The sequence below is a fragment of the Aquimarina agarivorans genome, from assembly GCF_000218485.1.
Taxonomy (GTDB): Bacteria; Bacteroidota; Bacteroidia; order Flavobacteriales; family Flavobacteriaceae; genus Aquimarina; species Aquimarina agarivorans.
Genome location: NZ_AFPB01000181.1, coordinates 40,905 through 65,717 on the forward strand (window position 1 = coordinate 40,905; position 24,813 = coordinate 65,717).

At 33.9% G+C, this 24,813-nt stretch carries 17 protein-coding genes; 16 read left to right on the top strand and 1 reads right to left on the bottom strand.

The annotated features are described in order from the left end of the window. Nucleotides 1–53: 53 nt before the first annotated feature. The gene (gene rplS / locus GMC_RS0117940; protein ID WP_010523444.1) at nt 54–404 is read right to left on the bottom strand and encodes a 50S ribosomal protein L19; all 351 of its coding nucleotides are present in this window, start codon (nt 402–404) and stop codon (nt 54–56) included. Nucleotides 405–1,272: 868 nt separating this feature from the next. Here rplS and GMC_RS0117945 point away from each other — a divergent pair. From GMC_RS0117945 to argC, 16 genes are all read left to right on the top strand, one after another. Then, nucleotides 1,273–1,689, top strand: a complete 417-nt coding sequence (locus GMC_RS0117945; protein WP_010523445.1) for a hypothetical protein — start codon at nt 1,273–1,275, stop codon at nt 1,687–1,689. A 131-nt stretch (nt 1,690–1,820) separates the two neighbouring features. Next, the gene (locus GMC_RS0117950; RefSeq protein ID WP_029489906.1) at nt 1,821–4,301 is read left to right on the top strand and encodes a DNA translocase FtsK; all 2,481 of its coding nucleotides are present in this window, start codon (nt 1,821–1,823) and stop codon (nt 4,299–4,301) included. 74 nt (nt 4,302–4,375) lie between these two features. Next, the gene (gene lolA1 / locus GMC_RS0117955) at nt 4,376–5,005 is read left to right on the top strand and encodes an outer membrane lipoprotein periplasmic chaperone LolA1 (protein WP_010523447.1); all 630 of its coding nucleotides are present in this window, start codon (nt 4,376–4,378) and stop codon (nt 5,003–5,005) included. Between the two features lie 6 nt (nt 5,006–5,011). Next, nucleotides 5,012–6,463: an LptF/LptG family permease gene (locus GMC_RS0117960; RefSeq protein ID WP_029489908.1), complete on the top strand. Its 1,452-nt coding sequence runs from the start codon at nt 5,012–5,014 to the stop codon at nt 6,461–6,463. A gap of 77 nt (nt 6,464–6,540) precedes the next feature. Further along, nucleotides 6,541–7,686 carry a 3,4-dihydroxy-2-butanone-4-phosphate synthase gene (gene ribB / locus GMC_RS0117965; protein ID WP_010523449.1) on the top strand — a complete coding sequence of 382 codons (1,146 nt, stop codon included), beginning with the start codon at nt 6,541–6,543 and terminating at the stop codon, nt 7,684–7,686. A 70-nt stretch (nt 7,687–7,756) separates the two neighbouring features. Next, nucleotides 7,757–8,785 (top strand): type IX secretion system protein PorQ, encoded by a 1,029-nt coding sequence (gene porQ, locus GMC_RS0117970; RefSeq protein ID WP_010523450.1) that lies wholly within the window; start codon nt 7,757–7,759, stop codon nt 8,783–8,785. Beyond that, nucleotides 8,775–9,464 carry a (d)CMP kinase gene (cmk, locus tag GMC_RS0117975; RefSeq protein ID WP_010523451.1) on the top strand — a complete coding sequence of 230 codons (690 nt, stop codon included), beginning with the start codon at nt 8,775–8,777 and terminating at the stop codon, nt 9,462–9,464. The genes porQ and cmk overlap by 11 nt, the downstream gene beginning before the upstream one ends. Nucleotides 9,465–9,567: 103 nt before the next feature. Then, nucleotides 9,568–11,022 carry a DUF1800 domain-containing protein gene (locus GMC_RS0117980; protein WP_010523452.1) on the top strand — a complete coding sequence of 485 codons (1,455 nt, stop codon included), beginning with the start codon at nt 9,568–9,570 and terminating at the stop codon, nt 11,020–11,022. Nucleotides 11,023–11,029: 7 nt separating this feature from the next. Beyond that, nucleotides 11,030–12,667: a DUF1501 domain-containing protein gene (locus GMC_RS0117985; RefSeq protein WP_010523453.1), complete on the top strand. Its 1,638-nt coding sequence runs from the start codon at nt 11,030–11,032 to the stop codon at nt 12,665–12,667. A gap of 98 nt (nt 12,668–12,765) precedes the next feature. Next, nucleotides 12,766–16,161, top strand: coding sequence for a T9SS type B sorting domain-containing protein (locus tag GMC_RS0117990; protein ID WP_010523454.1), 3,396 nt, complete (start codon nt 12,766–12,768; stop codon nt 16,159–16,161). Between the two features lie 2 nt (nt 16,162–16,163). After that, nucleotides 16,164–17,081, top strand: coding sequence for a PorP/SprF family type IX secretion system membrane protein (locus tag GMC_RS0117995; protein WP_010523455.1), 918 nt, complete (start codon nt 16,164–16,166; stop codon nt 17,079–17,081). A gap of 3 nt (nt 17,082–17,084) precedes the next feature. Further along, nucleotides 17,085–19,109, top strand: a complete 2,025-nt coding sequence (locus GMC_RS0118000; RefSeq protein ID WP_010523456.1) for an OmpA family protein — start codon at nt 17,085–17,087, stop codon at nt 19,107–19,109. Nucleotides 19,110–19,340: 231 nt separating this feature from the next. Beyond that, nucleotides 19,341–21,152: a 30S ribosomal protein S1 gene (rpsA, locus tag GMC_RS0118005; RefSeq protein ID WP_010523457.1), complete on the top strand. Its 1,812-nt coding sequence runs from the start codon at nt 19,341–19,343 to the stop codon at nt 21,150–21,152. Between the two features lie 610 nt (nt 21,153–21,762). Next, nucleotides 21,763–22,392, top strand: coding sequence for a GNAT family N-acetyltransferase (locus tag GMC_RS0118010; protein WP_010523458.1), 630 nt, complete (start codon nt 21,763–21,765; stop codon nt 22,390–22,392). 105 nt (nt 22,393–22,497) lie between these two features. Beyond that, on the top strand, nt 22,498–23,691 hold the full coding sequence (locus GMC_RS0118015) for an argininosuccinate synthase (protein ID WP_010523459.1): 1,194 nt from the start codon (nt 22,498–22,500) through the stop codon (nt 23,689–23,691). An 80-nt stretch (nt 23,692–23,771) separates the two neighbouring features. After that, entirely contained in the window at nt 23,772–24,755 is a 984-nt protein-coding gene (gene argC, locus GMC_RS0118020; protein WP_010523460.1) for an N-acetyl-gamma-glutamyl-phosphate reductase, read from the top strand. The last annotated feature ends 58 nt before the right edge of the window (nt 24,756–24,813 follow it).

The following is a 24,813-nucleotide window of genomic DNA, read 5'->3' on the forward strand; positions in this document are numbered from 1 at the left end:
AAAAGGCTACCAAATGGGGTAGCCTTTCTAATATATTTGAAGATGTGGGATAATTACCCTCTTCTCTCTTTAATACGTGCTTTTTTACCTGTAAGTTCTCTAAAGTAAAAAATACGAGCTCTACGCACTTTACCTCTTTTATTTACTTCAATTTTTTGAATTGCAGGTAAATTGATTGGGAATATACGTTCTACTCCAACAGTTCCAGACATTTTACGAATAGTAAAAGTTTCAGATGTTCCTGAACCTCTTCTTTGTATTACTACTCCTCTAAAAAACTGTGTACGTGATTTTTCACCTTCTTTAATTTCGTAGTATACTGTAATTGTATCACCAGCAGAAAATTCAGGCAATTCATTTTTTGTTACAAATTCGTTTTGAACAAATTTAATTAAGCTTTCCATAAATGGGTGTTATAAATGTTTTTTTAAACAACATTCACGATTTTCGCCAGAGGTTGGATAATTATTTTGCAAAAGTAATGGTTTTTTTAGAGCTACCAAAACGATTTATGCAAGTTCTTTGTATATAAACTTCTGCAACGAATTTAATAGGCTGACTAACATTAATTTTTTATTTGAATGATGCTTTTACACTTAACTTAAAATAAAAAATGTGTTTTAGGCTTGTATTTAAGTTTTTTCCTTGTTCAGAGAAAAAATTTCTAATTTTTTTAGTGTGCGGACTATCTTAAAATAACTATTAAAGTCTGGAGAGGGTTTAGAAGATGGAAGCTTGATATGCTTAAATTATAATTGCAAATAGCAGCATTTCAATAAGCTAGTCTAATTAAGATCAGAATAAAAAGAATCGGTAAGTATTATATTTTTTATGAAATCATCTGCATAACTTTAATAAGTTCATTCAATTTGGGAGTACGTAAATGTTACACCGAGGCAAGGATTGTGAAAATATAGTATAAATGCAATAGTACTGTCAGATAATTCGGATTGTTTTTTGATTTAGGGGTATGGCAAATTTTTTTATACAAACATAAAAAAGAGGAAGTTAGTTAAAAAAATTAACATTTATATTTTTAAAAAAAACTTTGTAGTGTAATACTAAAACGGCAAAATACCGTTTTACTAAATAGGACTTTTTTTTTATTATTTTATCGATAAAAACTAACTCTTTAACGATATTTTTACTTTTTATTCGTAAATTTTAATTTTTGGCAAGCTTTATGGATTGAAATAGATGTTAAATATTTGTAAAATACACTAATTAAATTAACCTGAATATAATACTAAAACTAAACACACAATTACAATTATGAGATTAACAAAAATTTTAAGTTCAGCCCTGCTAGTAGTAAGTTTGTTGTTCCTATGCTCATGGAGCGCTAAAGAAAGCACTGATGGATATAGTATTCAAAAGAAAAAAGAAAATGTGGTATACATTGGTAGTAAAACATTTGATATCAGTCGTCAATTGCAATTTCAACTACAGTATACAGCTAAAAGAAACAGAGAAGTTGTAGTAGCATTAAAACGTAAAGGAGTCTGGATTGCCAATGGGGTAGTTTCCGTTAAAAAAGGATCTGGAATTATAAAAGTTCCTATAAGCTTAACATCGAGGCTTAAGCGAAGTAAAAAATACGAAATCGATTTTTACATTCGTCCAGAGGGAACAACATGGAAGGAAGCCGTAACAAGCATTAATAATATGCCTAACATCACTATTGAATAAAACTACGATACTGTAAACAATACGTACGGTTATTTTAGTAACTGTTAACATTAATAAATACGATGAAACTTTGTGTTGAGTATACTCAACACAAAGTTTTTCTTTTTTATATTTGGCTATATTTTTTTTCAATGGCTTTAAAAAAATCTTCAACTAAAACAACTTCCAAAAAGGCAAAAAAGCCTACTACAAAAAAAGTAGTTGTAAAAAAACAATTAACAGATAAGCAACGTCTTTTACTTGGCAGTGGTTTTTTATTGTTAGGAATAGGTGTCTTTATCTCGTTGGTTTCTTATTTTTTTTCATGGAAAGCGGATCAAAGTGTATTAGATAGTTTGGATAGAAATACGGTGGCTAAAAATTTATTACAAAAATTTGGCGCTTTTGTTGGGGATCTTTTGGTGTTTAAGGGTTTTGGGATCATGGCCTTTGTTTTTTCGGCATTACTTATATTAACTGGAGTATCATATTTTTTCGGAATTGGGAAAAAACAACTCAAAGAACGTTGGTTTTGGGGGTTGTATCTGATGCTATTAGGAAGCATTATTTTTGGTTTTTTTGACAACTATTACGGATTATTGTCTGGTACCGTAGGTTTTGAAGTTAATGATTTTTTACAGGATTATGTTGGCAAAGTTGGCGCTATTTTATTAGTAGTATTTTTTGGATTGTTGTATTTTATTTTTAGATTAAATTTTAGTCCAAAAGCGGTTAGTACCTTATTTTATAAAGCAAAGGATAATATAAAAGAAGATCTAAAAACAAGTGCTGCTGAGGGTGTATCCTTTAGCGAAGAAACCTCACTCGATAAAAAACGAAATGATGTTGTAAAAACTGAAGATTCAAATTTTGAGATAGCTCAAGTTACGAATACTACAGAAGAGGTTAAAGAAACAGAAATGTCGGAATTGAAAGTTTCTGTTACTGAGCCAGAAACTAGTTTGGATGATTTTGTAGAAAGAAAATCAAATTCTGGAGTAGGTAAAGATTCATTTTCCGTAGAAATACCAAAAGAAGAACCTTTGGGAATTGAAGTAGAACAGGTAGTTCAGGAGGAAGAAGAAACTGAAAATTTAAGCAAAAAACTGGTTGAAGATTTTGGAGAATTTGATCCAAAGCTAGAATTGGGGAATTACAAGTTTCCAACCATAGAGTTGTTGAAAGATTATACATCGGGGCAAAACAACATCACTATAGATCAAGGTGAATTAGAAGAAAATAAGAACAAAATTGTTGAAACGCTTAAAAATTATAAAATAGAGATAGCTCACATAAAAGCTACTATTGGTCCTACAGTTACGCTTTATGAAATTGTCCCAGAGGCAGGTGTGCGTATTTCTAAAATTAAAAATTTAGAAGATGATATTGCGTTGTCCTTAGCCGCTTTAGGGATTCGAATTATTGCTCCAATTCCTGGTAAAGGAACCATTGGTATTGAGGTGCCCAATAAAAAATCAACCATAGTATCCATGCGCTCTGCTATTGCATCAGCAAAATTTCAAAATGCTGAAATGGAGTTGCCCATTTCATTTGGAAAAACAATTTCAAATGAAACCTTTGTAGTTGACTTGGCAAAAATGCCACATTTACTTATGGCAGGTGCTACGGGTCAGGGTAAGTCAGTTGGGTTGAATGCTATTTTAACATCATTATTATACAAAAAACACCCCGCAGAAGTAAAATTTGTTTTGGTTGATCCAAAAAAGGTAGAGCTTACGCTGTTCAATAAAATTGAGCGCCATTTTTTAGCAAAACTCCCAGACTCTGATGAAGCTATTATTACCGATAATACTAAAGTAATTAATACATTAAATTCACTTTGTATTGAAATGGACGCGCGTTATGAATTGCTTAAAAATGCATTTGTACGTAATATTAAAGAGTATAACACAAAATTTAAATCCAGAAAGTTAAATCCAGAAAGTGGACATCGATTTTTACCTTATATTGTGTTAGTAATTGATGAATTTGCAGATTTAATTATGACAGCAGGTAAAGAGGTGGAAATTCCAATAGCGCGTTTAGCGCAATTGGCGCGTGCCATAGGTATTCATTTAATAATTGCTACGCAACGTCCTTCTGTAAATGTAATTACAGGTATGATAAAAGCAAACTTTCCTGCGCGTTTGGCGTTTAGGGTGATGTCTAAAATTGATTCACGTACCATTTTAGATACTGGAGGAGCAGATCAACTCATTGGACGTGGTGATATGTTGTATAATAACGGGAACAATGTTATTCGAGTGCAATGTGCTTTTGTAGATACACCCGAAGTGGAACGTATTACAAATTACATTGGTGCCCAAAAAGCATATCCCGACGCACATTTATTGCCTGAGTACGTTGGTGAAGAAAGTGGCACAAATCTTGATATTGATGCTAAAGATCGCGATGCTCTTTTTAGGGATGCCGCCGAAGTTATTGTCACAGCGCAACAAGGTTCAACGTCTTTACTTCAGCGTAAGCTAAAGTTAGGTTACAACAGGGCTGGACGTATTATTGATCAATTGGAGGCAGCTGGAATTGTAGGTCCGTTTGAAGGGAGTAAAGCTAGACAAGTATTAATAACAGACTTGGTTGCTTTGGAGCAATTTCTTTCGGAAGGGAACTAATTAGAATAATCGCACTACAATTAATTGGTAAATTCAGACAGGACACAGTATTTTTGTCTAAAAAAAAACACAATATGAAAAGATTTTTTTTATTAGGTACTTTATTTTTTTTCACTTTAGCTACACACGCACAGTCAGCAAAAACCTTGTTGGATGAAGTTTCTGAAAAAGTGAAATCATACTCCAATATTGTCATTGATTTTAAATACACAATCAGTAATAATTCTGCCAATTTAGAGCAAGAAACTAGGGGGGATGTTACTTTAGAAGGAGAGAAATATGTACTTAATTTAATGGGTACTAAACAGATTTATGACGGAAAAAAATTACACGTTATAGTGCCAGAAGATGAAGAAATATCGATTTCTACACCAACTGCAGAAGAGGGATTAACGCCATCAAAAATGCTTACTTTTTACAAAAAAGGATATACTGCAACTATGGATATTGTGCAAAATGTAAATGGGCGTAAAATCCAGTATGTTAAATTAGTGCCAGAGCAAAAATCAGGAGATATTACATCCATTTTATTGGGTATTGATAGTGAAACAAAACATATTTATAAGCAAATTTTAAAGCAAACTAATGGTACGGAAATTTATGTTACTGTAAACCAATTTAAAACAAATCAGCCCCTTTCTAACACATTGTTTGTATTTGATGAAACCAAATACAGCGATTATTATATTAATCGTTTAGATTAGGATATTTTGAAAATTATAGATAGGTATATATTTAACAGGTTTTTACAAACTTTTTTTGTAGTATTCTTAATTGTAATGTTTGTTATGATTTTGCAAATGATTTGGCTTTATATAGCCGAACTTGCAGGTAAAGACTTGGAATTTTCTGTAATTGTTAAGTTCATCGTATATGCTTCGCCAACATTGATACCGCTAACATTGCCGTTATCTATTTTAATTGCTTCAATCATGGTATTCGGAGAATTTTCCGAGCATTATGAGTTTGCAGCAATGAAATCCACGGGGATTTCATTACAACGCGCTATCCGCTATTTAATAGTCTTCATGATTTTTTTGAGCATAGGGACTTTCTTTTTTGCGAATAATGTCATTCCTGCTTCACAACGAAAATTTATTGGGCTTAGGCGCAATATTGTACGGTTAAAACCTGCCGTAGCTATTACTGAAAATCAGTTTAACGAAGTTGGTGATATAAATATTAAGGTAGCTAGCAAATATGGGGATAATGATCAGTATTTGGATGATGTTATTATTCATAAACAAAAAGCCAATTTAAAGGGGAATTATACGGTTATAAAATCGAAATCAGGAGAATTGGTTAGTGGTAAAGACTCCGATGTATTGTCGTTAATTTTACGTGATGGATTTTATTATGATGAAGTAGTTCCAAAAAAAATTAAAAATCAAAAGAAGCATCCGTTTGTTAAAAGCGATTTTAAGGAATATGCCATTAACTTGGACTTAAGTTCATTTAACGATGTTGATATGTCTAAGAATGACTATATAAAAAATCGTAAAATGCTAAATGTAAATTTACTGCGAAAAGATATTGATTCTTTCTCAGTAAAATTAAATAAGGATAGGGAGGATTTTGCCAAACGAACAGTACAGCGATTAAAAATTGGTACCATTGGCGGAGGAATAAATTTTCCATGTTATACTTCGACATATCCCGAGTCTATTGAGCATATTTTACAGTACGAAAAGCAACTTATGGTACTAAATGAGGCAAATCGGTTAATAAAAAGTAATTTAAATAGGATAAGACAAGAGGGAACTGATGTGCAGCGCAATAAGGAAAATCTCAACAAGTTTGAAATTGCATTACACGAAAAGTATGCACTTGCGTTTGCTTGTATTGTATTGTTTTTCATAGGTGCTCCTCTTGGGGCAATAATTCGAAAAGGAGGGTTGGGGTTACCATTGCTGTATGCAGTCGGTATTTTTTTGGCGTATCATTTTATTGGAATTTTTGCAAAGTCAAGTGCCGAAAATGGGGCGATAAGTCCATTTTTATCAAGTTGGTTATCTACATTAATTATTCTTCCTTTAGGGGTTTTACTAACTTATAAAGCAACGACTGAAAAGAATTTGATCACATTAAATTTCGGAAAATTTAAATGGGTTGAAATTTTAGATCGGTTTTTTATAACTATTTTCAAGAAAAAGAAGGAGTAGCACGATAAAGTATTTCTCGCTTAAGCGAAATAGAAATCAAAGTAATATATTTACATAGAATTTCAACACCCTAAAATTTGAATTTAGCACAGCACGCCAATTTTAAGCTGGATACTATTGAGTCAGCTATTACTGATATACGAGCAGGTAAGATTATCATTGTTGTAGATGATGAAAATCGTGAAAATGAAGGGGACTTTGTAGCAGCTGCAGAAAAAGTAACACCTGAGATGATTAATTTTATGGCAACCCATGGTAAAGGTTTAATTTGCACACCTTTAACTGAGCAGCGTTGCGATGATTTAAAATTAAGTATGATGGTAGGGGATAATACTGATCCTATGCAAACAGCATTTACGGTTTCAGTAGATTTAAATGGAAAAGGAGTTACTACAGGAATTTCAGCGGCAGATAGGGCTAAAACTATTCAAGCTTTAGTAGATTCAAATACAAAGCCGCATGAGTTGTCCCGACCTGGTCATATTTTTCCATTAAGGGCAAAAGAAGGCGGAGTGCTCCGAAGAACTGGCCATACCGAAGCAGCTATTGATTTTGCCCGTTTAGCGGGTTTTCATCCTGCTGGTGTAATTGTTGAAATTATGAATAACGACGGTTCCATGGCTAGGGTTCCAGAATTGCTTGAAATTGCAATAAGATTTGACCTAAAAATAGTTTCTATTGAATCCTTGGTGTCCTACAGGATGCAACATGATTCTTTAATTATTAAAGAAGAGGACTTTAATATTAATACGCGTTTTGGGATTTATAGGTTACGGGCATACAAGCAAACTACAAATAATCAAATACATATTGCGCTTACTAAAGGTTCGTGGAATACGGGCGATGAAGTGCCAACCCGAATAAATTCTACCTTATTTAATAATGATATTTTAGGAACGTTAACCAATAATGCTGACGAACGTTTGGAAAAGATGTTTTCTGTCATTGATGAAAAAGGCTTTGGAGCCATTGTTTTTATAAATCAAGAAACACAGTCTTTAAATGTATTAAATAGATTAAAAGCATTAAGAGAAACACAAAAAGATACCGAAATAGCCCGACCTCCAAAACTTACCATGGATGCCAAAGATTTTGGAATTGGAGCTCAAATTTTACATGATTTAGATATATCAAAAGTGAGTTTAATTTCCAATAGTATTCAAAAAAAGCGAGTAGGGATGATGGGTTATGGTTTGGAAATTTGTAATTACATTAAATATTAACGTTGTTTGTCTTTTGAAAAGTTAAAATATTCAAAATAATATCACGTTACTAGTATTCATCGTATAATAAATGAAAAAAAGCTTAGTAGTATTCTTCTTTATCACATTATGCTTTTCTGCGCAAGCACAAATAGGTGGTAGGGCTACTTATCAATTTTTGAATTTAGAATCCTCAGCAAGGCAAGTTGCGCTTGGCGGAAAAATTGTTACGGATTTTAAAAAAGATCCAACTTCAGGTTTATTCAATCCGGCCACTATTAATAGAACGATGAATAAAAATTATGCTATTAATTATGTAAATTATTTAGCAGATATAAATTACGGTTCCGCAGCTGCGGCATTTAGGTTAGGAAGGACTGAAAAAATGGTTCATTTTGGGGTGATATATGCAAATTACGGAAAATTTGATGGCTTTGATTTGTTAGGAAATGAAACTGGGGAGTTTTCTGCAGCGGAAACTGCTGTTTCTTTTGGGTATGCGCAACAAATTCCAAAAACAGATTTTTATTTGGGATCTAACTTAAAATTTATCAGTTCAAGACTGGAACAGTATACCTCTTTAGGCATTGCTGCTGATTTTGGTATTTTATACTATAAGGAAGATACGGATTTGAATATAGGGTTGGTTATTCGTAATGTAGGCACACAAATAACAACGTTTGCCGATACCAGAGAAAAATTGCCGTTAGAAATAAATGCGGGTATTTCTCAAATACCTAAGCATGTTCCAGTACGTTGGTTTGTAACATTGCAAAATCTTCAATTTTGGAATTTGGCATTTTCAAATACAAATAGGAACACTGATAATTTACTACGAGGAGAATCTGAAGTAGATGACCCAAGTTTTCTGAATAATGTGTTAAGGCATGTAAATTTGGGGGCTGAACTATTTCCAAGGGGAGGTTTCAATTTGCGAATTGGCTATAATTTTCGTAGGTCTGAAGAATTAAGCATACAAGATCAAAGGTCTTTTGCTGGTATTTCGGCCGGATTTTCTATAAAAATGCGTAAGCTTACGTTCAGTTATGGATATGCCCGCTATAATTTGGCGGGATCATCAAGTGTATTTGGTTTAAATTTGAATTTGGGTGAGTACTAAAATTATTATTGCAATCGATGGACACTCTTCCACTGGAAAAAGTACTGTGGCTAAGCAGTTGGCCAAACATTTAGGGTACACTTATGTTGATACGGGTGCAATGTACCGATCTGTAACTTGGTACGCTATACAGCACGAGATAATATCTGCAAATGAATTAGATGTAGAATTACTTATAAAATCACTACCCAAAATCACACTTCGATTTAAATTAAATACTGAAACGGGTTATGCAGATGCGCATATAAATGGTGAAAATGTGGAAAAAGAAATCCGCTCGTTAAAAGTTTCAGGTTGGGTAAGTAAAGTGGCTGCTATTTCAGAAGTCAGAAAAAAATTAGTTGAGCAACAACAACAGATGGGTAAGGAAAAAGCCTTGGTCATGGATGGGAGAGATATAGGGACAGTGGTATTTCCTGATGCCGAGCTTAAAATATTTATGACTGCGTCTCCTGAGGAGAGAGCCAATCGTCGTTTTCTTGAAATGATAGCCAATGGGGAGCAGGTAAGTTATGATGAAGTTTTGCAAAATGTGAAAGAAAGGGATTATATTGATACCACCCGACAGGATTCTCCATTAATAAAGGCTGAAGATGCTATAGTAATCGATAATTCCACAATGTCTAAAGAAACACAATTCAAAAAATTAGTAGCTTTAGCCGAAAATTTAATTAACTAATTTTTAATAAAAATTATATTTTTCTCTTATTGTTTTAATAAAATATAATAATTTATTATATTTTATGCCGTTATATTTATTAATCACCCCAAATTAAAAGTATATGGCAACGTGTAATATTAGCTCGTTATTACCTTATGTGCCCAACGCTACAAAACCTTGGAACAGGACAAGGGCACAACACTTATATAGGCGACTTACTTATGGTGCATCACCAACAACAATAACTGAAGCGTTGAGCCAAAATCCACAGGAACTCATTGATCAGTTAATGGATGAGGCTATGGCAATTGCGCCTACGGCAGCACCGTCATGGGCATTTAAAGGGAAACAGGAAGTAGAAGATGAAGGTTTGGATTTTGAAGAAACCAATCAGGAAAACCTGATGGAATGGCGTGTCAGAACTGTAAATGATCAATCTGCTAATGGGTTACAATCCTTACTAACTATATTTTGGCATAATCATTTTGTAACACAACTCAGCACTTACAATTGTGCTCATTTTGTTTTTGAGTATTACAATATGCTTCAAAAACATTGCCTTGGCAATTTTAAAACTTTTGTGAATGAAATTGGATTGACAAGCGCTATGTTAATGTTTTTAAATGGAAAGGATAATAAAAAAAATAAGCCCAATGAAAATTATGCGCGCGAGCTTTACGAATTATTTACCTTAGGAGAAAATAATGGATACACTCACGCTGATATTGTTGAAACTTCAAAAGCATTAACTGGGTATAATGAAGGGAGGTATTGTGAATTTGTAACTTACAATCCTGATACTTTTAATAATGCTGAAAAAACAATTTTTGGAAGAACAGGAAATTGGAATTACAATGATGTAATTGATATTCTTTTTGATGAGAAACCACTGGAAATTGCCCAATTTATCGTTGCTAAATTGTATCGCTTTTTCGTGAGTCCAAGCGAAAGTGAAAATATAATAAATGAACTAGCAATTGATTTTGCCAAGGATTTTGAAATAGCCCCATTACTGAGAAAATTATTCAAGAGCGAGCATTTTTTTGATGACAACGCTATAGGAACTTTAATTAAAAGTCCTTACGATATAAATTTAAATTTTTTAAAGACCATTTCTTATGAATTGGACGATGAAAAAAAATTGAATTTATTTTGGCAATCAGGCGCAGCAGGACAAAGCTTTTATCAACCTGTTGACGTGGCAGGTTGGCAAGGAGATTATGACTGGATAAATACAAGTACGTTAACTGCTAGGTGGTCCTTTAATGATAATTTGACATGGCAATTGTGGGATAGTGAAACAGGAGACAGGGAAAAGTTTAGAAGTTTTGCAAAAGAAGCCTCCAACAATAGTAAGGATGTTTATACCGTAGTAAAAAACATTGTGGATACGTTACTGCCAAGGGGGCTAAATACGGAGTCTGATTACGCTATTGCTACAGATATATTTATGGCAAACGTTCCCGAAAATTACTTTACTGATGGTACCTGGAATTTGGATTTTGAATCTGTACCATGGCAAGTAGTTTTATTATTGCAACATATTTTTAGATCACCCGAATTTCAACTTAAATAACTTACTTATGTGTACAAACCATATAAAAAAACATACGGCTAAGCCAGGTTCAGATATACACAGGCAAGAGCATGAACGTTGGAATCGCAGGTCTTTTTTGCAAGCCTTGGGGTTAGCAGGTGGAGGAACAATGATGTTGGCAAATACAAATATTACAGCTTCAAAACCATCTGAACTTACAGCTGCGATTGCAGCGGCGGATACTGAAAATATTTTAGTGTTAATACGCTTAAAAGGGGGTAATGACGGACTTAATACAATAGTACCAATTTACGATTATGATACCTATGCTAATTTAAGACCTACCTTAAAAATACCCGAGAGCCAGTTGTACAAATTAAATGATGATTTTGGTATCCCTCCAGCAATGAAAGATTTTGAATACATGTGGGGTGAAGGTGCCATGAAAGTGATTCATGGAGTAGGGTATGAAAATCAAGACCTTTCCCATTTTAAGTCATCCAACATTTGGGCAAATTCTGATCCTGAAGATATTGAGGATTCTGGTTTTATGGGACGTTATTTTGAAGAACTTTATCCAGATTTTTTAGCCAATCCGCCTGAAATACCCGCAGCCATACAAATTGGAAGCATTGGGAATTTAATTTTTGATGGTCGTGGTGTAAGTAATTATGCTATTACTGTTGCCAATCCACGTCAATTGAGAAATATTGGTGAAAATGGAACACTACACGGTCTGAACGATATCCCTGATTGTACTTATGGTGATCGCCTTAAGTATTTACGAAGCGTTACTAATAATACATTTACCTATGCAAAAAAAATTAGCAAAGCATTTGATCAGGCAGGGGAAGCTACGGTGCCCTATGAAGTTTTAGAGGAAGGTCAACGCGGAGGATTAGGGGAGCAACTAAAAATTGTAGCACGAATGATTCGAGGGGGTCTAGGGACAAAGGTATACATGGTGGCATTAGGGGGATTTGATACTCATGGCAACCAAGGAGAAACGCATCCAGATCTTTTAAAAAGCTTATCGAATTCTGTGAAAGTTTTTTTTGATGATTTAGCAACAGCAGGTTTAGAAAAAAATGTAATGGCAATGACTTTTTCAGAATTTGGACGCAGGGCAGAAGAAAATGGCTCCAATGGAACTGATCACGGGCAGGCAGCACCAGTAATGTTATTTGGCCCAACATTAGATGATAACGGTTTTGTGGGTAGTCACCCTGATCTTAGCGATCTTGATGTTATTGGTAATTTAAAATATAACTTTGATTTTAGAGAAATTTATGCAGCCGTAATGAAGGATTGGTTATGTGTAGATGCCGATGCCGTGGATAGGGCACTTCTTTTAAAATCTCCTTTTGAAACCAAAAACTTTGGTTTTACCTGTAGGGCAATTGATGCTGAGGTAAATTCAGATTTGAATTTTTTTCATTCTACAAGTATCCAAAACGATCAAACTTTTTTGCATATTCAACAATTAGGTACTGCTCATATAAATATATCGCTTTATGATATGACAGGCGCTTTTATCAAGGTGGTAAAAAATTCAATGATGTTTGAAGGCAGTGAAACCATAAATCTTTCTGAAGTAGTTGGAAAAGGCTACAGTTTAGGAATCTATATTTACCGTATTCTCGTAGGCGATAAAAAGTTTAGTGCTAAAGTATTTATTAAGTAATAAATTACATGAATATGATTTAAGCGTTTTGTGAAAAATATTTTTTTTACACAAAGTTATTAACATTTTTTATATTTTCGCCGCTTAAACATGTAGTCTTGAATTTTATAAAAAAAAATTTACTTTTTTTTCTTACATTTTATTTCTCCTTTTCAACATACGGACAATGTAATGTAGAAGAAACTATTACCATTTGTAATATGGAATCTATCGATTTTGATTCTGATGGTGATCCCGATGGAATTATTAATTTAAATGATGAGTATGTCAGGCAAACAGGTACCACTTTAGAATCAGGTACTTGGTCAATTGGTGCAAGATTTCGTATAGCCCTTGATGAAGCATCGGGAAACGTTTCGTTATGGGCATTACAATCAGCTACTACTGATGAAAACGCAACAGATTACAGGTTTGAGTTATCCACTGCTTCTTGTGGTACTGATGTTGCAGCTACTGTTACTATTGTACTAGGGCCGTTTTCAGGTGTTCCCATATCATCGTTTGTGGTTGAAGCTTGTGATCGCGATCCTTATGATTTATTTGAAACCTTAGCCTCTAATCAAACTACACCACCACCTCATTTGAATGGCCAATGGACCTATAATGGTTCTAGCGCTAGTTTCCTTGGGTTTGTTGAAGAAGGTTCATCGGAATTTATTGCAAAAATACCATATCAGTCAGGATTGCCTTTGGTGGATCAGGAAGTTTTTGATTTTACCTACACGGTAACAAGTAGCGCTACCTGTCAAATGGTGTCAAGTACTAATGTTAGTGTGTCTGTAGTGCGTCAGGTGAGTGCAGGTTTTGCATTTGATACGCCAGTATGTGAGAGTCAGATTTTGAATGGCGAATTTGATTCTGAAATTGATCTGAGAGATGATCAATATTTGATAGCTGAAGATCAGGAAGGTATTTGGAGGCAAGATCAAGACCCAACTGGAGAAATTGAAGATGAGTTGGATTCATTTATTGACTTAAAAAGAATTTATGAGGAACGCGTTATTAATGATGGTCCGCGATTTGGACATCGAGATTTTGAATTCGCTTACACCGTAGAGCAGCGTTCAGGTGTTTGTAGGGATAGTACAGCCAGAGTTTCATTTACCTTTTTTGAAAGCCTACGACCTTTCAGTCAAAGTACAACAAATAGTAGCTTTTGTTTAAATGACAATGCTCAGTCTTCAGTAAATTTATTAGACCTTATTGAATTTGCAAATGAAGATGGTACAGATTTTATTTATGATAATATTTCAGTACATACTACCTGGTCACAATTATCTGGACCCGAATCTATCGATATTCAGCCTGAAATAGGCACAGCGGGTATTGTTAATTTTAGAAAAGAAGGAGCAACTGGAAATAGCCCAAGTGCATTTATAAGTCCTGGAGAGTATGTTTTTAGGTATTCGGTTGATCCTTGGATTAATGCACCAGATATAAGGGTGGCTTGTCTGGATGGTACAACGACTAGAGTCAATACATGTGTAAATCCTTGTCAACCTCAGTCGGCAGAAATTACTATTTCTATGCTTCCATTTGAGTATGCAGGTATTGGTACCAGTGGTTTAGAATTCTGTGAATCTGACGATCCAGTAAATTTAAGAAGCCTTTTGGAAACCAGTAATCCGAGCGATTCAATTTCAACAACTGGTGTATGGACAGATAATGAAGGGAACGTTGTGGCTAATGAGTTTGTATTTACTGAAATTGATGCGGATCAAAACCTCACATTGACTTACACAACGACGCATCCAACTAGTGGTTGTGTGGATACGGCTACTTTAAGTTTTACCATAAATGATAGGGATTCTTTGGGCGGAGCAGGCGAAAGTGTTGCAATTAATGTGTGTTCAAACAACAAAAATCTAAATTTATTTGATAAACTTGGCGGGAGTCCTGATGATGTAGGAAGCTGGTCAGGGCCTGATGATTTTTCATCATCAGAACATGATTTTGAATTTCAGTTTAACAACGCTGATTTACCAAAATTACAAGCAGGTGTGTACACATACACCGTAGGAGGTGCCACAAACTGCGAACTTGTAAACGAAGCAACGGTAACAGTTCAATTTGTTGATCCGGTCACTTTTAGTGCGCCTATTATGCGTTTTTTCTGTAAAAATGACGGTAACATTGATTTATTAACTGTAATTGAAAGCGCTTTACCTAATGACGGTACTTTTATTGATACAGATGCCTCTGGTGCTCTTGATGGGTCAACACTAAATGTGGATGCTTTGATTGGTGGGATATATAATTTTGAATATGTTTTTGATAATTCGCCGTGCGATTCCCCAGTAAGGGAGCTAATTATTGAAATTATTGACGATGTAACTCCACCAACAGCTGGTATTGGTCCAGATGAACCTATACGGGTATGCTCAAGTAATTTAACAATCAATTTATTTGATCAATTAACAGGAAACCCATCAATGTCTGGTAGGTGGAATGGGCCTTTTAGTTATGAGTCGGATAATTTTTTAGGTGAATTTGATAAGGATAATATTGAATTACCCATTTTAGGACCTGGTGTATATACCTATACCGTTGGTGGTAGGGGTGAATGTGGTATTCCAACACAAGTACAATCAAGGGTTCAAATTGAAATTGTTGATCCTATAAGCATAGGCGAAGATGTAAATGCATCTTTTTGTAAACTAGATGGTCGGGTAAATCTGTTTACATTATTGGATGAAGATACTACACGAACGGGAGCGTTTGTTGATATTGACAATACAAATGCATTGGATGCTGATGGAAACTTGGAGTTTGCTACTTTGGACTCTGGTATATACAATTTTCAATATGCAGTAACTAATGCAGCTCCATGTGATGTTTCTTCACTTAACGTAGAAATTGATTTGGTATCCCTTCCAGTACCAGTCGTGGCAAACCCCACCTTTTGTATTTTGGACGGAAAGCGATTAGAAGATATTCCAGTAACAATTTTTGATAAAGACGGGAATATTATAGATGCCTTAAATTTAAATTGGTACGCAACATCGGAGACTTCGGAAAAAATAGTAAATAATCCTAAACTTTTTGATGGAGATGTGTTTTATCTTGCCAATGGTGGTGTAGCGATCAATGATCAGGAATGTGAATCGGAAAGAGTTGCGGTAACTGTTACTATATTAAATGTTGGTGAAACTGCTCAAAATGGTGCTATTATCTGTCCGTTAGATTTGCAGGATGGTGTTTCTCCAAACGGAGATAATCAGAATGATACGTTTAAGTTGGTGCAAATGGGAGCACTTGTCAACGGAAAACAATTTAATATTCCCGAAGCATTTCCTGATTTTAATTTAGAAATTTACAACCGATACGGAGTTAAAGTTTACAAAGGAGAAATTAACACACCTGAGTTTAATGGCACCAGTAATCAATCCTTAAGCATTGGAAGTGATTTGCCAACGGGAGTTTACTTTTACATCTTTAGTCCAAATTTTAAAAATAACGCGCCAATACAAGGTAGCTTCTACTTAAGCAAATAACAATGAGATTTAGTATATTTTTTATAATCGCACTGGTTTTTTGTACAGTAGCTACAGCACAGCAAGAACCACAGTATTCCCAGTATTTGTACAATATGAGTACGGTAAATCCGGCTTATGTAAAGGGGCAAGCAGGATTATTTTCATCAGGTATTTTATACCGAAAACAATGGCAAGGTATTGAAGGAGCTCCTGAAACAGCTAATATTTTTGGTAGTATTCCTTTTGGAGAAAAAATTGAAATGAGTGTTAATTATGTGCATGATGCTATTGGCGATGCTATACAAGTACGCAATGATTTTTTAAATGTGGATTTTGCCTACATTACAAACTTATCCGAAAGTTTACGTCTATCCTATGGTTTAAAAGCGGGTATTAATAGTTTTAAACTAAATGCACTTGGATCAGATGTTGCTAGTGATCCAGCTTTTCAGGACAATACTTCGCAACTAAATATGTCAATAGGGGCAGGGGTGTACTTATTTGATTCAAACTTTTATGCAGGGGTATCATCACCAAATTTATTACCAAGTGATGCTACATTAAATACTATTAAAGTAACGCAAACAGCTATTCATTTATATGGGGTTTTTGGTTATGTTTTTGATATTTCGGACTCGGTAAAATTAAAGCCTTCAACCGTTATCAAGCAAGTAGTAGGAGCGCCAGTAACTTTTGATATTTCTGCAAATACTTTAATCTATAATCGTTTTGAGGTAGGAGCATCCTATCGTTATCAAGATGCGTTTGTAGGGTTATTAGGTTTCAAAATTACTCCTGACTTGCGTATAGGATATGCTTACGATTTTAGCTTAAGTAATTTGAGTAGTACAAGTAATGGAAGTCATGAAATTATGTTATTGTTCGATTTTGATTTACTTCATTTAGGAAATAAATATACATCACCAAGATTCTTTTAAGCCATGAAATTAAGACTAGTAACTACAATTGCCTTGTTGATTTCAATAGCAGCAATGGCACAAAAAAAGAGCAGAGGAGATCGTTATTTTAAGAATGGGGATTATTTAAATGCTATTACTGAATATAAGAAACAGCTGAATAATAAAGAATATACAAAACATATTTTTGAAAATATTTCTACTGCTTACTACAACACTTTTCAATACCGAAAGGCCTACCGTACACTTAGAAGTTTGTTGAAAGGAAAATTTCAAGGAACTGATAAAACTTATGATAATGAGTTCAACTTTAAAATGCATCAAGTGTTGTCAGCTTTAGGCGAATATGATAAAGCAGTTGAATTTTTGGCTTTATATAAGAAAAATGAAACTGATGGTGTATTTGACAAGCAAGAAGCTATTTCAATTATTGAGGCTTTCAAGTTAAAGGATGAAGATTATAAAATAAAAAACGACAAATCACTTAATACAGCTTCAGCAGAATTTGGAGCAGTTAAAAAGGATAGTATGCTATATTTTGTCTCGGACAGGTCGCCAAATGGTATTGAAGGAGTGCTTAATAAATTCAATAAAACATACCGTTGGACGCATCGTCCATTTTTAGATATTTACCAAGTAAGTGTGGATAGTTTAAATAAGCCAGTATCGGAAGTGACTCCATTTTCAAAAACAATAAATTCCAGTTTACATGAGGGTAATTTTTGCTTTTCAAAGGATGGCAACACCCTGTATTTTTCAAAAAGTAATGCTGAGCGCGGAAGGAAAAAATTTGATACAATAAGAAATAATGCCATTCATCTGTACCGCTCCGTGTTGTCGGACAGTTTAAAAGTGTGGTCTAAGCCTGAAAAATTACCTTTTAATAATGTAAATTATTCCGTGGAGCATCCCTCCTTAAGCCCTGATGGAAAAAAGTTATATTTTGCCTCTAATATGCCTGGTGGATATGGAGATTTTGATCTTTACTACGTTGATATAACTGGGGAAAATACTTTTGGTGTTCCAGTAAATTTGGGTCAGGTAGTAAATACGGCAAGTAGAGACCAATTTCCATATATAAATGAACAGGGGAATTTGTTTTTTTCATCAAATGGCCATTTAGGATTAGGGATGATGGATATTTTTGTATCTGAAAAAGTATCTGAAAATTTTACAAAACCTATAAATTTAGGAGCGCCTATCAACTCAAGTTATGATGATTTTTCGTTGACATACAGTAATGAAACGGAAGGTTATTTTGCTTCAAACAGAAAAAAAACTGATGACATCTATCGATTTACTCAAATAGGAGAAATTTATTTAAGAAAATACAAAGCAAAATTTGAAGTGCGAGATGTTGAAACAAAAGAGTTTGTGGAAAATGTTGAAGTAAGTTTGTGGAACAAAGAGGAGGTTTATAATAAAATACTAACAAATACTGCTGAATTTAGTTTGTCAATTTTTCCTGGGAAATATACTTTTAAAGCATCAGCCGAAGGGTACGAGTCTCAAACTAAACCTATATTAATTCAGGAAAAGGCAAATAAAATTTATGTGATTTATTTACAGAAAAAGGTGTTGACGGTTGCAGAAGTTAAAAAAAAGAAAGCAGAAGTAAATTCGCCGAAAGTAATTAAAAGTCAATTAATTAATGACAAGGTAGGTCCTCCAGTAACTGAACGTAATGGAAAATTATATTTTGATTTACCACCGATATATTTTGACTATGATAAATGGAATATTCGAGCCGACTCAAAAAAAGTACTCGAAGAATTTGCTTTAAAGTTGGAAAAGTATAAATCGGTATACATCAAAATTAGTTCACATACGGATAGTCGTGGTACAAAAACTTACAACCAATTACTTTCGGAAAAAAGAGCAGAGTCTACACGTAATTATTTGGCATTGGTTGGTTATGTAAATGCTCGTAGAATGCAATTTGAAGGCTTTGGTGAATCGGTGCCCTTAATTAGTTGTGATGGAAAAGTATGTTCCGAAGAAGAGCACCAAACCAATAGGCGTAGTGAGTTTGAAATTATAAAGTATTAATGAGAATAATAGAACGGTATTTAATTTATTAAGGATAGCAGCTCCTTTGGGTGTTAACCATAATGTTTTATTAAAATCATTTTAATAGTGATTAAAAAAGTAAAAAATTCTTTGTACTTTTGCACTCCATTTGTGGTGTTAGGTTAAACATTTGGAAATAAACTTTATAAAACGCTTTTACAACGTAGCCATAATTAACCTTATCGTTGTAAAATACAAATTTTATCTTCAATGTCTGAAGAAACAAAAAACACAGAAGTTCAGGAAACTGAAGCTGTTGCTACTCCAGTAGTAGAAACTGTAAATCCTGAACAATTCCTTAAAGATTTTAACTGGCACAATTACGAAGAGGGTATCGATCCAATTGAGGATGATAAACTTGAAGAGTTTGAAAAGCTTGTAGCTGAAAACTTTGTGGATACGTTAAATGATGAGGTAGTTAACGGTACTGTAATTAACCTTACTGATCGTGATGCTATTATTGATATCAATGCTAAATCTGAAGGTGTAATTTCGTTAAACGAATTCCGTTACAACCCAGATTTAAAAGTAGGTGATACTGTAGAGGTATTAATTGACATCCGTGAGGATGCTACAGGTCAATTAGTATTATCACACAGAAAAGCACGTGTAATCAAAGCTTGGGATCGAGTAAATAATGCACATGAAACTGGTGAAATCGTTAATGGATTTGTTAAATGTCGTACTAAAGGTGGTATGATCGTTGACGTATTTGGTATTGAAGCTTTCTTACCAGGTTCTCAAATTGATGTGAAGCCAATTCGCGATTACGATGTTTATGTTGGTAAAACAATGGAATTCAAAGTGGTTAAAATTAATCACGAATTCAAAAATGTGGTGGTTTCCCATAAAGCGCTTATCGAAGCAGATATCGAAGAGCAGAAAAAAGAAATTATCGGTCAGCTTGAAAAAGGTCAAGTTCTTGAAGGAACAGTTAAAAACATTACTTCATACGGAGTATTTGTTGATCTTGGAGGTGTAGACGGATTAGTACATATTACAGATCTTTCTTGGTCTCGTATCAACCACCCTAATGAAATGGTTGAATTAGATCAAAAATTAAACGTGGTAATTTTAGACTTTGATGAGGCTAAAACACGTATTCAATTAGGTCTTAAACAATTAAAGCCGCATCCATGGGAAGCACTTAATGGTGACCTAAAAGTTGGAGATAAAGTAAAAGGTAAAGTAGTTGTAATTGCAGATTACGGTGCATTTATTGAAGTTGAAGAAGGAGTGGAAGGATTAATTCACGTAAGTGAAATGAGCTGGTCTACACACTTGCGTTCTGCACAAGACTTTGTAAAAGTAGGTGATGAGGTAGATGCTGTAATTCTTACTTTAGATAGAGAAGAGCGTAAAATGTCACTTGGTATTAAGCAAATGACTCCAGATCCTTGGACTGATATTACAACTAAATACCCAGTAGGTTCTCGTCACACAGGTGTGGTTCGTAACTTTACTAACTTCGGTGTTTTTGTTGAATTAGAAGAAGGAATTGACGGATTAATCTATATTTCAGACCTTTCTTGGACTAAGAAAGTGAAGCATCCATCTGATTTCTGTTCAGTTGGTGATAAATTAGAAGTTGTGGTTCTTGAATTAGATGTTGACGGACGTAAGTTAAGTTTAGGTCATAAGCAAACTGATGCAAATCCTTGGGATAAGTACGAAGGTGAATTTGCTGTAGGTACTAAGCATACTGCTGCTTTAGGTGATGTTAATGATAAAGGTGCGACTATTGAATTTAATGAGGATGTAGTAGCATTTATTCCAAGTCGTCATTTAGAAAAAGAAGATGGTACAAAATTAGCTAAAGGAGACTCAGCAGAATTTGTTGTTATTGAATTTAACAAGGAATTTAAAAGAGTTGTAGCTTCTCATACGGCTATCTTTAAAGAAGAAGAAGTTAAGGCGGTTAAACAAGCAGCTAAAAAAGCTCAGTCTCAAGAAAAAACAACTCTTGGTGATTTAGATGCATTAGCAGAGTTAAAAGCCAAATTAGAAAAGGGAGGAAAATAATTTTAAACTATTTCTAATTCATATTTTAAAAGCTGCCCATTAAGGGCAGCTTTTTTGTTTTATTATTTTAAAGGGAGGTGTTTTTTGTTGATATTTTTTAAAAGAGAACTTAATAAGGAGAACAGTAGCGTCAAATTTGTGAATTTTTTAAGGATAACGGTATTAAAATTGAATTAGAATCAATTAATGTTACTCATTTGCCTTAATAAAATTTTCAATTATAAAAAATTATTAGAAAATTTTAATAGATTTAGATCGTTATATCTATAAATAGTATTATTTTTGCAACCTTAATATTAACGAAAGGGGCTTAGGCCGACGATTTAGAGTTAATAATTACTATGGAAACTTCAGTGAAAACAGGAAACCACATATCAATTATTTCTTCCACTTTGGTAGTTGTTGCCAAAAGAATCGTTGTGCGTTTTCCGTTATGTCGCCCCTAGGGGTGGGTAAATTCAAATGTGAAAAGTAATCACTTTTCCACTTTCAGGTTAATTTTAAAAAAAACAAATTTAAGCGCAATTAGTGTGTTTGGTTGTTTTAAATGTAGTGTATTAAAATAAATTTGGTTGACAGCCTCAAGCTTGTTGCCATAAGCTGATAGATATTGAGCAAAGTAGAAGTTATTATAGCAAATGAAAGTCATTTTAAGTTTGCGACTCAAATTTGTAAAGTGATTGAATCCTCAGCTAAGGATAGAGGAACGGGTATTGCTAAACGAACACCAGAGTATATTGAAAAAAAGATGAGCGCTGGCAATGCCGTTATTGCATTAGAAGGTGATGAATTTGCGGGGTTTTGTTACATCGAAGCTTGGAGTCATGGAAAATATGTGGCTCATTCAGGTTTAATAGTACATCCAAATTTCAGAAAACAAGGTTTGGCAAAGCGTATTAAAGAATTTATTTTTAATTATTCATTAAAAAAATATCCGGAAGCAAAAATCTTTGGAATCACTACGGGTTTAGCAGTAATGAAGATCAATTCAAAACTAGGTTACAAACCAGTTACTTTTTCAGAATTAACTGATGATCCAAAATTTTGGGCTGGATGTAAAACATGTACAAATTTTGAGATTTTAAAATCTAAAGATTACAAAATGTGTATGTGTACGGGAATGTTATATAATCCTAATGATAATGATGATTCTCATTTTGAATTAAATAAGGATAATTGGTTCAAGGAAAAAGTAATCAAACGATTAAAACGAATTAAACATTTAATGTTAAAACAATAATAATGTATTGACCGTAAGGGTTTTAAAATAATATAATTAAAGAGTAATTAAAAGTGCTAAGTAATGTCTTACTAATTTGTACTTAATACTCTGTACTAATAACATATGGAAAAAGTAGTAGTTGCCTATAGTGGAGGTTTGGATACCACGTATTGTGTAAAATATTTAATGCATGAAAAAAATATGGAAGTGCACACGGTGTTAGTAAACACTGGTGGATTTTCAGATGAAGAGTTAAAAGCTACTGAAGAGCGCGCTTATGCCATTGGAAGTAAGTCTCATGCAAATCTTACTATCTTAGATAAATTTTATGATAAGGCAGTAAAATATTTGATTTACGGGAACGTATTAAAAAATAATACGTACCCATTATCGGTAAGTGCCGAGCGTATTTTTCAAGCAATTGAGGTCATTGAATATGCAAAATCTGTAGGGGCAAAATATATAGCTCATGGTAGTACGGGCGCAGGAAATGACCAAATTCGATTTGATGTTATTTTTCAAACTCTAGCACCAAGTATTGAAATTATTACCCCAATTCGTGATTTAAGTTTAACACGTCAGCAAGAGGTAGAATATTTGGAAAAATATGGGGTACATTATTCTTGGGAAAAAGCGCAATATTCCATTAATAAAGGAATCTGGGGAACAAGTGTTGGAGGGAAAGAAACCTTAACGTCCAATGAGGCCTTGCCAAGTGAAGCGTATCCTAGTCAATTACAACGAGAAGATTCAGAAAAAGTAATTCTTAACTTTGAAAAAGGAGAGTTAATTGGTTTAAATGGAGAAAAAGAGAGTCCAGTAAAAAATATTCAAAAGTTAGATGAATTAGCAAGTCAGTTTGCTATTGGTCGAGATATTCATGTGGGCGATACCATTATTGGTATTAAAGGACGTGTGGGTTTTGAAGCGGCAGCTCCCATGGTGATTATAAAAGCACATCATCTACTGGAAAAACATACCCAAACAAAGTGGCAACAGTATTGGGGAGATCAACTAGCCAATTGGTACGGAATGTTGTTGCATGAAGGGAATTATCTAGATCCTGTAATGCGTGATGTAGAAGCTTTTATGGAAAGCTCTCAAAATTCAGTAACAGGAGATGTTATTGTTGAATTAAAACCATATAATTTTAGTTTAGTAGGAATTGAATCCGAATATGATTTAATGAAATCTGACTTTGGTCAATATGGCGAGGTAAATAAAGGTTGGTCCGCTGATGATGCCAAGGGATTCATTAAATTATATGGTAATGCCAATAAAATTTACCATAATGTAAATAAAACTTTTTCGGAGTAGTTAATAGAAGTTAAGAAGTAAGAAGTTAAGTTAATTATGGCTTAACTTTTCTAACTTCTTAACTCCTTAAATTCTTTTTTATGAAAAAATTAAAAATAGGAATCGTTGGAGGTTCAGGCTACACCGCAGGTGAACTGTTGCGTTTATTAATTCATCATCCAAATACTGAAATTGATTTTGTGTTTAGTACCACTAATGCAGGAAAACCATTGCACGTAGCACATGCAGATTTAATGGGAGAATCGGAAGTATTATTTACTGATACCGTCAATCCTGATGTTGATGTATTGTTTTTGTGTTTAGGTCATGGGCGTTCTAGGGCGTTTTTGGAGGCCAATGAGTTTTCTGAAGCAACAAAAGTAATTGATTTAGGAAATGATTTTAGATTACTTGTTGACAAGGAATTTCAAGGGCGTGATTTCGTATATGGTTTGCCAGAATTGAATAAGGAGGCTATTGTTAAAGCAAAAAATATTGCAAATCCAGGTTGTTTCGCCACAGCAATTCAACATGCTTTATTGCCATTGGCAAATGCTTCTAAAATAAATGACGCAGTGCATGTAAATGCAACTACAGGAAGCACAGGAGCAGGAGTTTCCCTTTCGGCAACAACCCATTTTAGCTGGAGAGATAATAATTTTTCAAGTTATAAAGTGTTTTCGCACCAGCACTTGGGCGAAATAAATCAAAGTGCTAAGCAATTGCAAAATAATCATGATCAGCCAATTTTCTTTATTCCAAATAGAGGAAATTTTAGTCGGGGAATTTATGCAACGGTATACACAAAATTTGAGGGCACTGTTGAACAAGCAGTAAAATTATATCAAGATTTTTACAATGATGCTACATTTATTGTAATTTCTGAAACCCCAATCGCACTAAAGCAAGTAGTAAATACCAATAAGTGTATTTTACATGTAGATGTCAAGGACGGAATGATTCTAGTTACTTCAGTAATTGATAACCTTGTAAAAGGAGCATCAGGACAAGCCATTCATAACATGAATTTAATGTTTGGATTGGAAGAAAAAACAGGATTGAATTTGAAAAGCTCAGCTTTTTAATAGTGAGTAGAAATTAGATTTTAGATCGCTTCGCTGTGAGAAGATTTTAAAAAGTATA